Raw genomic sequence first — 9,616 nt, 5'->3', positions numbered from 1 at the left:
CTGGACCATTGGTTGCGGAAGCAGGACTCGAACCTACGACCTCCGGGTTATGAGCCCGACGAGCTACCAGCTGCTCTATTCCGCGATATGATATTGCTTTATTATTCTATCAAAAAAACAAGGGGGCCAAACATATTTTTTTAAAAAATTATTTAAATACTTATTTTTTCTTGTGTTGATACTTAATAACAAATAATGAAAAAAGATAATAAAACAACACTTCAAGTGTTGTTTTTGATATTTTATCGTCCTGCATTGCGATATGGAATACCGAGAGCTTTGGGCACCTTGGAATTCTTTTGAGTACCTACTAAAACTATTAAAGATAGTAAGAAAGGGATCATTTGGAATATTTCTTTTGGAATTGAATCAAATGCAGAAATTAGAAGTTTCTGTTGTGCCATTCCATATAATGTACCGAATAATACTGCACTCAAGATAATTAATGATGTTCTTCATTGACCGAAGATAACAATGGCCACAGCAAGGAAACCTATACCTTGTGTAGAACCACGGAATATACTTCCCATACCTTGCGCAAACATTGCACCAGCAACACCTGAAATAAATCCTGATATTAGAATTGCTCTCATTTGAACTCTCTCGACATTGATACCAAGAGATGCTGCAGCATGAGGTTGTTCACCACATGCTTTAATACGGTTACCAAATTTTGTTTTATTCATTAATATTCAAGCACCTATTAATAATGGAATCCCTAAAAATAGAGTTATATTAAATAATCAACCAGCTTGATCATTTGATTTTGCTAATGAAAATAATGAGTTTTGAAGTTTTATTGTATCTGAAATACCTGCTGGGTTTATTTTTGAATGAATAATATATACCGAAATAGCCAATGCTAAGATGTTTAAAGCAATACCAGCAATTGTTTGATTTGCTTTTAACTTAACTGTTATTAATGCATAAATGATTGAGAAGGCGGCTGCCGCAATCCCTGCCATAGGCATTATTCAAAATTGATGACCAAGAGAATGTATTAATGATTTTTGTCCAGCCATCAATGCATAAGATATAGCACCAATTGTCATGAATGCTTCAATTGAAAGGTTTATTACACCACTACGTTCCGAGAAGTGTCCACCTACAGAAGCTATAGAGATGATCATAATCATCGAAATTATTGCTGCGAATACTACGATCATTATTTACCTCCTTCAACAACTTGTTTTCTTTGTTCTAAGAAATTAGTTTTTTGTTCTTTGAAATCTGCACGGAATTTTTGTAGATCAGCATAATAGATATTTTTCATTCCTTCATATTTATTAAGCTTTTTAAGAGCATTGATTTCTGCTCTATGCTTCTCATTCATTTCTGCAATTACAGTATCATCTTCGGCTTTTCTAAGATATGAAGCTCATTCATTTTGTAATTGTTTTCTCTTTTTGCGTTCTTCTAGAGCTTCGCTTTTGAGTTTCAACAATTCAGAATGATTTTCTTGTTTATAATTAGAAACTTTATTTTTATATTTATTACGTTCTTCTTTTTGAGTTGGATCGAATAAACAAATAAGTTCTTCATATATTCTTTTACCTCATCTTGCATTTTCAAATAAAGGAGCAAGAGCAGCGAACATAACAATAATGGCTAAAACAATACCAATTGTTTCAGCTGTAACATGACCAGCAAGACTGGCATCACCACTTGATGTACTAATCATTGCGTAGAACATCCCTGCAGGGATTGCTCCAAGAGGTGAAGAGAATGCAAGCAATGTGATTGCAATCGCTTCAAATGGCATTGTTGGTAGAATATCGTCATTCAGTAATGGCATATTACCCATTGAACAACTATAGAATATAAAACCAGCTAAACCACAGAAAGCACCCGATAACATCATTGATGCTATTGTAGTCATTTTAATATTAATACCTGAATATTTAGCAGCATCATTATTCATACCATTTACTTTTAAAGAATATCCAAAAGTTGTGAATTTAAATAATGCTCATGTCATGATTCCAAGAATGATAGCAACAGAAAAAATAATTCAAGTATCCTTTGTTGTTGGACTAAAGAATAATCTCATATTATCATGAACTGTTTGAGAACCATTTCCTGTTGGGGCCATGTATTCTGGAGAAGAGAATATATACTTAACAATAAAGAAAAATACTCAATTCAATAGAATGGTTGAGACAACTTCATGCACATTAAAGAATGCTTTTAATACACCAGCTAATGAAGCAGCTAATGCTCCAATTAACATTGATACAAGCATCAGTACAGGAATTGAAATTGATTTATTCATATCGTGAATTTTTATACCCATAACAACCGTAACCGCACCAGCTAAAATAAATTGTCCCGCAGCACCAATGTTAAATAAACCAGTTTTGAAAGAAATCCCAATACCGATGGCTAATATTATGAATATGGCTGAATTAGAGAAAAATGTATCCACTTTGAATTCATTAAAACCAGATGTCAATAATTCTCCATACGCAGAAAACGGATTTCCACCTGAGGCTAAAATTGGTATCATACCAATCAATAAACCAATGGCAATAGCCAAGAAAGATGCTTTAACTTTGTGTAGCACACCTTTACCTTGTCCGGTGAATATCTTTGTTAAATTATTTGAAAAGCCACTTACTTTTGTATTTAAGTTTTTAAACATTATTCACCTTTCCGGCCATTAGATTACCAATCGATGCTCTTGTAGCGCCTTTACCTTGGACTTCACCAACTATCGCTCCATCATTTACGACGATTATCCTATCCGCCAATGACATCACTTCATCCAATTCATAAGAAATTAATAAAATTCCTTTTCCGTATTTCTTAGCCTTAAGCAGTTGTTCATGGATATTTTGAATCGCTCCAACATCTAAACCACGAGTGGGTTGTGCAGTTACAATTAATGAAGACTTTCTCATCAATTCCCGTGCAACAATAAATTTTTGTTGATTACCTCCAGACAGGGTTCTAGAAATTGAATCCCTACCTTTTGATGATCTAACATCAAACTTGTCTATAAGTACATCCGCATGATTCTTTAAGTCTGAGAATTTGATAAATCCGAATTTTGAAAATTTCTTAGTTCTAATATCTTGAATAGCAGCATTTTCTCAAAGTGCCATGTCTAGAACCATACCGTACTTGTGACGATCTTCAGGAATATGAGAAATACCTTCTTTAAATCTCTTTGCGATTGATTTATGACTAATTTCACTTGTAAATAATTCGTGTTTTTCATACATTTTATTTGAACGATTGTATTTGTATTCTTTTTGCTCTTGTGTTTCTAGTTCAAGTTTTTCTTCCTTGGTCTTCGCAACTACCCTTTCAGAAATTAACTCAATTTTACCTTTACGAACTTTTTGAAGTCCAGTAATAGCATTAATCAACTCAGTTTGACCATTACCTGAAACTCCTGCAATAGCAACTATTTCACCAGACCTAACTTTAAATGACATATCTTTGATCTTCATATATCTAGCTTGTGATGAATCACTTACAGCTATATTCTCAATATTAAGTATTGTGTGTCCTGGTTTTATTTTGTAATCATTACTTGCGGCAACAACTTCTGTACCGACCATCATTTTAGCCATTTCTCTTGTAGTGGTTTTCTTTACGTCAAATGTCCCCACAACTTTTCCTGCCCGAATTACAGTACCTGAATCAGCAACAGCTTTTATTTCATCTAATTTATGTGTAATAAGGATTATTGTCTTACCTTGTGCTTTAAGGTTTTTTAACGCTTTTAAAAATTCTTCTATTTGTAAGGGTGTTAAAACTGCAGTTGGTTCATCAAAAATTAAAATATTTGCATTTCTATAAAGCATTTTAAGAATTTCAGTTCTTTGTTGTTCTGCAACCGTACATTTAGAAATCTTTTTGTCTAAATCAACTTGGAAATTGTATTTTTCCATTAAGTTCATAACTTTTCTTCTTGCCTCTTTATTTGAGAGTAAACCAATTTTATTTGTATCTTCAATGTTTAGTGTAATATTTTCAAGAACAGAAAAATCTTCAACTAATTTGAAGTGTTGGTGCACCATACCAACTCCTAGCTCATTAGCTTTAAGTGGTGAGTTTATTTCCTCGGTTTTTCCGTTTATTCTAATTGTTCCTGAAGTTTGTTTGTACAACCCAAATAAAACTGACATTAAAGTAGATTTACCGGCACCGTTTTCGCCAATAATTGCATAAATCTCGTTTTGTTTTACGTGCATCGTAACATTTTCATTTGCTTTGAAATTACCAAACTGCATTGTTATGTTATTTAATTCAATTGCGTTCATTTTTACCCCTTTATTACATTTGTTTTAGAATCTTTAATGCCTTAGCTCAATCAATTTCTTTTCCTTTAGTATCTGTAATTTCAACAGCTTTCTGTTTTAAAACAGCGTCATTGACTACTTTTTTATAAATACTTTCAACACCTTTTACATGCGGAATTGAAATAGTTGTTAATTCATTCTCAAGTGTACCTATTGTAGTTTCTCCAAAACCATTTACACCATTGTAACTTTGATCTTGATGATTCTTTGGGTCGATCGCCTTTCTTCATACTTTTTGTACAGCTAAAGAAAGTTTCTTTTCTATTGATGTTAAAAATTTATTTTCATCAGAAGGATATTGTAGTGCTTGATCAGTATCAACACCAACAATTTTTACATCTTTATATTTTTCATTTTGATTAATAGCTGAAATTACATCACTGGTTTGTGGCCCAGCAACAGGAAGGATAACATCCGCGCCACCTTGTAGTAACTTGTTTGCATATTGAGTTCCTTGTCCTGCAGAGAAACCTGAGTTAGTATATTCAGCGTCATTTGCAAATTTACTAAATTGAATTTTGTGTTGCGGTTTCTTTGTGTCGTTGTAGTATTTAACCCCTGAAATAAATCCAATCATAAAGTCAGTAACTCCTGGGAAGTTAGCCCCACCAAACATACCCACTTTTGGTGTCTTATCTTTTTTGACTTCTGTTAGATATTCAGATGCAAAGTATCCAGCTAAGAATCCTGAATACTTTGTTTGGAATGTTATTGAAGCAACATTGGAATTATTTAAAACTGCATCAACCAAGATGAATCCAATTTTCTTTTCTCCAAATGATTTAATGAATGATTGAATTGCTGACATATGGTGGAATCCAGGTGTCACAATTACTCTTGAACCATATTTAGCAGCTGTCTCATATCTCTTTTTAATTTCGAATGTTGTTACTCCGTCAGGACGCAATACGGATGCTTTACCGTGTCCAGATAACGCATGGTAAGCATCGTAACCTTGTTCATTGAAAGATTTATCATCGACAGAACCACCATCGGTAACCATAGCTAATTTATTTGATAATTCATCATTTGTTTCATTGTTGAGTCTAAGTTCAAATTTTCCTTCTCAATCCCCACACGAAACAGCAACAGCAACAGGTGCAGCAAGCGCTACGACTGCACTCATACTTCCTAATAAAGTTTTTTTAAATTTTTGCATTGGAACTCCTAGTTCATTAATATTTATATTAATTATACATTTTTAAGTGGTCATTTTGCAATAAAGAGCACCAAAAATGTCTTGTATCACCCACTTTTTTCAAGAAAAACTTATTTTTTAGTATCAAATTTAACCGCTCGTTATTCTTGTTATTATCGAGTTAACATATATGCTATTTTTATCTAACAATATGTGATAAAATTAAGGTGTTATTACACACTGTAGGAGGTTTAAAATGACACCACACATAAATGCAAAAAAAGGCGAAATAGCCAAAACAGTTTTAATGCCAGGAGATCCACTAAGAGCAAAATATATTGCTGAAACATTCTTAACTGACGTTAAACAAGTAAACTCAGTTAGAAACATGTTTATGTTCACTGGAAAATTTGAAGGAAAAGAAGTATCAATTTGTGGTTCTGGTATGGGACAACCATCAATCGGAATCTATTCATATGAATTATTTGAATTCTATGATGTTGATAATATTATTAGAGTTGGTTCTGCTGGTTCTTATAAAGAAGAACTTGAACTATATGACGTTGTTCTAGCAACATCAGCATATACAGATTCAAAAGCGTTTTCAAGATTAGTTCTTGGAGAAGGAAAACACGTAATGGAGCCTTCAAAAGAATTGAATGAAAAACTTATAGCTTCTGCTAAGAAATTAAACATTGACTTACACCAAGCAAGAGTACACTCTTCAGACGTATTTTATAACTCACGTCCTTTAGAAGAAACAATTAAAGAAACAGGTTCAGACTGTGTTGAAATGGAATCTGCAGCATTATTTGCAAACGCAGAAAAAACAGGTAAAAATGCAGCATGTTTATTAACAATTTCTGACAACTTAATCACTAAGAAAGAAACAAGTGCTGAAGAACGTCAAACAGCATTCAAAGATATGATGAAAGTTGCTTTAGGTATTCTATAATGAGAGCTGTTGATCTAATAGATAAAAAGAGAAAGAAAGAAACACTTTCAAAAGAAGAAATCGCTTTCTTAATAAACGGATACGTTAATAATGACATACCAGATTATCAAATGGCATCATTTGCCATGGCTGTTGTATTAAACGGGATGACAGATCAAGAAGTTGCTGATTTAACATTGATTATGATGAACTCAGGAGATGTTATTGATTTAACTTCAATTGAGGGTGTTAAGGTTGACAAACATTCAACTGGAGGAATCGGTGATAAAACTTCACTTGTTCTTTGTCCAATCATTGCAGCTCTTGGGATTCCTGTAGCTAAAATGTCAGGAAGAGGTCTTGGACACACTGGTGGAACAATTGATAAACTAGAATCTATACCAGGTTTTAAAGTTGAACAATCAATAGAAGATTTCATTAGAATAGTTAAAGATCATGGAGTTGCTATAATTTCACAATCAGGAAACATTGTTCCTGCCGATAAAAAATTATATGCTTTAAGAGATGTTACTGCCACAGTACAATCAATACCATTAATTGCAGCATCAATTATGTCTAAGAAATTAGCAACTGGTTCTGATGCAATTTTACTAGATGTTAAAGTTGGTAATGGAGCCTTCATGAAAACTTATGAAGAAGCTGAAAAACTTGGTAAAACAATGATTTCAATTGGTAAATTACTTAACCGTGATGTTAAGGTTGAAATTACAAATATGGACAAGCCACTAGGTAGAGCCATTGGAAATAGAAACGAAGTTATTGAAGCTGTTCACACACTTCAAGGGAATGGTCCAGCTGATTTCCAAGAATTAATCCTTTCTTCTGCTTCAACAATCATTAAACAATCAAAAATAGAGATCGAAGAGAGCGCTGAAGCAATGGTTAAAAAAGTTATTGCTAACGGTGCGGCACTCAACAAATTCTATGAAATGGTTGAAGCTCAAGGTGGAGATGTAGAATCTATCAAAGCTGATGATTTCTTAGATTCTAAAATCACATTAGAAATCAAAGCTGAAGAAAATGGATACATGAATATTATTTCAGCAATTGATTTAGGTCTTGCTGCAATGAAACTTGGAGCCGGAAGAGCAGAAAAATCAGATGTAATTGATAACACTGCCGGGATATTCATAAACAAGAAAACAAATGAAGAAGTAAAAATTGGTGATGCTTTATTTACAATTTCTTCAAACATTGAAATAAAAGATGAAATTATCAAACAAGTTAAAGAATCATATAAAATTAATAAAGAAAAAGTAAACAATCCTATTATTTTAGGAAAACTTTCATAAAGGAGAAAGAATGAACTACGCAAAATACATTGACCACACTTATTTAAAAGCTGAAGGTACATCAAAAAACATCGATAAATTAATCGAAGAAGCAATTGAACACGGATTTAAAACAGTGTGTGTTAACTCTTCATGAGTAAAATACGCAAAAGCAAAACTAAAAGATACAGAAATCGGAATTACTTCAGTAATCGGTTTCCCTCTTGGAGCTATGGCTACACAAGCTAAAGTTTTTGAAGCTAAATTAGCTGTTGATCACGGTGCAGATGAAATTGATATGGTTATCAATATCGGAAGATTAAAAGAAGGACAATTTGATTACGTTTTAAATGAAATTAAAGACATTAAAAAAGCAATCGGAAATCACGTTCTTAAAGTAATTATCGAAACAGCACTTCTTACAAAAGAAGAAAAAATTAAAGCGACTGAAATCACTATGAATTCAGGAGCTGAATTTGTTAAAACTTCAACAGGTTTCTCATACCATGGTGCAACACCAGAAGATGTTAAATTAATGAAAGAAGTTGTAGGAGATAAAATCTTAATTAAAGCAGCTGGTGGTGTTAAAACTCCTGCAGATTTAGATGAAATGATTACAATCGGTGCTTCACGTATCGGTACTTCATCAGGTGTTAAATTGATTTCAGGTGAAAAAACAAAAGATGGGGAATATTAATTACTCATAACATTTAATTAATAAAGATACTTATGTATCTTTTTTTATTTATAATAAGGTTACAAAAGAAAAGAGGTACTATGATTAAGTTAATAGTAGCAATGACGGGCGAAAGACTAATAGGTAATGGAAATAAATTACCTTGAAAAATACCCGCGGAATTTAAACATTTCAAGGAAACTACAATGGGTCATGCATTACTTTTTGGTAAAAATACTTTTTTAGGATTACCAAAGAAATTACCAGGAAGAAAACATTATGTTTTATCTTCAAATGTGGTTGAGGGTGCCGATGAAATGATTCATAACAATGAAGAACTAATGGAATTATTTGCTAAATACAAAGATTCTGAAGAAATTTTATTTATTGCAGGTGGTAAGTCTGTATATGAGAAATATGCGGAGTATGCTGATGAATGAATCATTTCATATATTTGAGGAGTTTATACTGGAAACGTGTATTTAGACATAAAGCCAAGTAACTATTCTAAAGAAGGTGTAGTTACACATGATAATTTTGATGTAGTGACTTATAGAAAATTATAATTCACAAATAAAAGGGAGATAATATGCATATTTTTATAATAACACTAGGCTGAGTTGCAGCCGTGTTAACTGTTGGTTTAGGGATTCCCCAATTAATAAAAACCATAAAAGTTAAAGAAGTTTCTGGAGTTAATTTTTATTCAATGTTTATTTTTGGGCTTGGTGCAGGTATGTGAGTCATGTTCTCAGGAACGCTTGGTAATGACGGACTACAACCTGGTATTGCGAATGCTTGTTCATTAACTATATTTGCAACTTTAATAACACTTTTATTCAAGTATAAAAATAACCCTAAGTGAAAAGTTGTGGCATTGATTAATTATTCTTATGTAGTTCTAACTATTACTATATTTACAATTGGAGAAGTTGAACATTGACACATAAGTGACGTAGCATCAATACTCTTCTCATTATTAGCTGGTTGTTGTACTACATTCGCTTTCTTCCCACAAGTGTTAAAGACTTTCAAAGAAAAAGATGTTGATAACCTTTCTTTAGGTTCTTTCATCCTTGGAACAGTTATCAATGGGCTTTGAACACTTTATTGAGGAATGCTAAGTCAATCCGCTTCAATTGGTCAATGAATAATACCTTGTTTATTATCGTTCTTAGGTATAGTTATTTACCTTTCACAAACAATATTGATATTAATGTATAAAGGTAAAAAAGAAAAAGTTGCAGCCTAATGCAACTTTTTATA

General features: G+C 32.5%; 9 protein-coding genes and 1 tRNA gene. 5 read left to right on the top strand and 5 right to left on the bottom strand.

Translation table 4 applies throughout. From position 1 onward, the window contains the following. Positions 1-9 precede the first annotated feature (9 nt). The 5 genes from C4B25_RS01590 to C4B25_RS01570 form a co-directional block, all read right to left on the bottom strand. Positions 10-85, bottom strand: a tRNA-Met gene (locus C4B25_RS01590). A gap of 157 nt (positions 86-242) precedes the next feature. Beyond that, positions 243-1,166 carry an ABC transporter permease gene (locus C4B25_RS01585; protein WP_131613317.1) on the bottom strand — a complete coding sequence of 308 codons (924 nt, stop codon included), beginning with the start codon at positions 1,164-1,166 and terminating at the stop codon, positions 243-245. Then, a complete protein-coding gene (locus C4B25_RS01580; RefSeq protein ID WP_131613316.1) occupies positions 1,166-2,641 on the bottom strand; it encodes an ABC transporter permease in 1,476 nt (491 codons plus the stop codon). The genes C4B25_RS01585 and C4B25_RS01580 overlap by 1 nt, the downstream gene beginning before the upstream one ends. Then, entirely contained in the window at positions 2,634-4,271 is a 1,638-nt protein-coding gene (locus C4B25_RS01575) for an ABC transporter ATP-binding protein (protein ID WP_131613315.1), read from the bottom strand. The genes C4B25_RS01580 and C4B25_RS01575 overlap by 8 nt, the downstream gene beginning before the upstream one ends. Positions 4,272-4,284: 13 nt before the next feature. Then, complete coding sequence (locus C4B25_RS01570) at positions 4,285-5,469, bottom strand: BMP family ABC transporter substrate-binding protein (protein ID WP_131613314.1); 1,185 nt, start codon at positions 5,467-5,469, stop codon at positions 4,285-4,287. A 235-nt stretch (positions 5,470-5,704) separates the two neighbouring features. Between C4B25_RS01570 and deoD the strand changes: the two genes are divergently transcribed. The 5 genes from deoD (at position 5,705) to C4B25_RS01545 (ending at position 9,602) form a co-directional block, all read left to right on the top strand. Further along, positions 5,705-6,403: a purine-nucleoside phosphorylase gene (gene deoD, locus C4B25_RS01565; protein WP_131613313.1), complete on the top strand. Its 699-nt coding sequence runs from the start codon at positions 5,705-5,707 to the stop codon at positions 6,401-6,403. Continuing rightward, positions 6,403-7,695 carry a pyrimidine-nucleoside phosphorylase gene (locus tag C4B25_RS01560; protein ID WP_131613312.1) on the top strand — a complete coding sequence of 431 codons (1,293 nt, stop codon included), beginning with the start codon at positions 6,403-6,405 and terminating at the stop codon, positions 7,693-7,695. Before deoD ends, C4B25_RS01560 begins: the two co-directional genes overlap by 1 nt. Positions 7,696-7,705: 10 nt before the next feature. After that, positions 7,706-8,371, top strand: coding sequence for a deoxyribose-phosphate aldolase (gene deoC / locus C4B25_RS01555; RefSeq protein ID WP_131613311.1), 666 nt, complete (start codon positions 7,706-7,708; stop codon positions 8,369-8,371). 80 nt (positions 8,372-8,451) lie between these two features. Next, entirely contained in the window at positions 8,452-8,916 is a 465-nt protein-coding gene (locus C4B25_RS01550; RefSeq protein WP_131613310.1) for a dihydrofolate reductase, read from the top strand. A 23-nt stretch (positions 8,917-8,939) separates the two neighbouring features. Beyond that, complete coding sequence (locus tag C4B25_RS01545; RefSeq protein WP_131613309.1) at positions 8,940-9,602, top strand: PQ-loop domain-containing transporter; 663 nt, start codon at positions 8,940-8,942, stop codon at positions 9,600-9,602. The last annotated feature ends 14 nt before the right edge of the window (positions 9,603-9,616 follow it).

Origin of the sequence: Mycoplasma todarodis (assembly GCF_004335995.1) — a bacterium.
Lineage (GTDB): Bacteria > Bacillota_I > Bacilli_A > Mycoplasmatales > Metamycoplasmataceae > Mycoplasma_K > Mycoplasma_K todarodis.
Note: the sequence above shows the minus strand (reverse complement) of the source record. Positions and strands in the feature narration are given on the sequence as shown.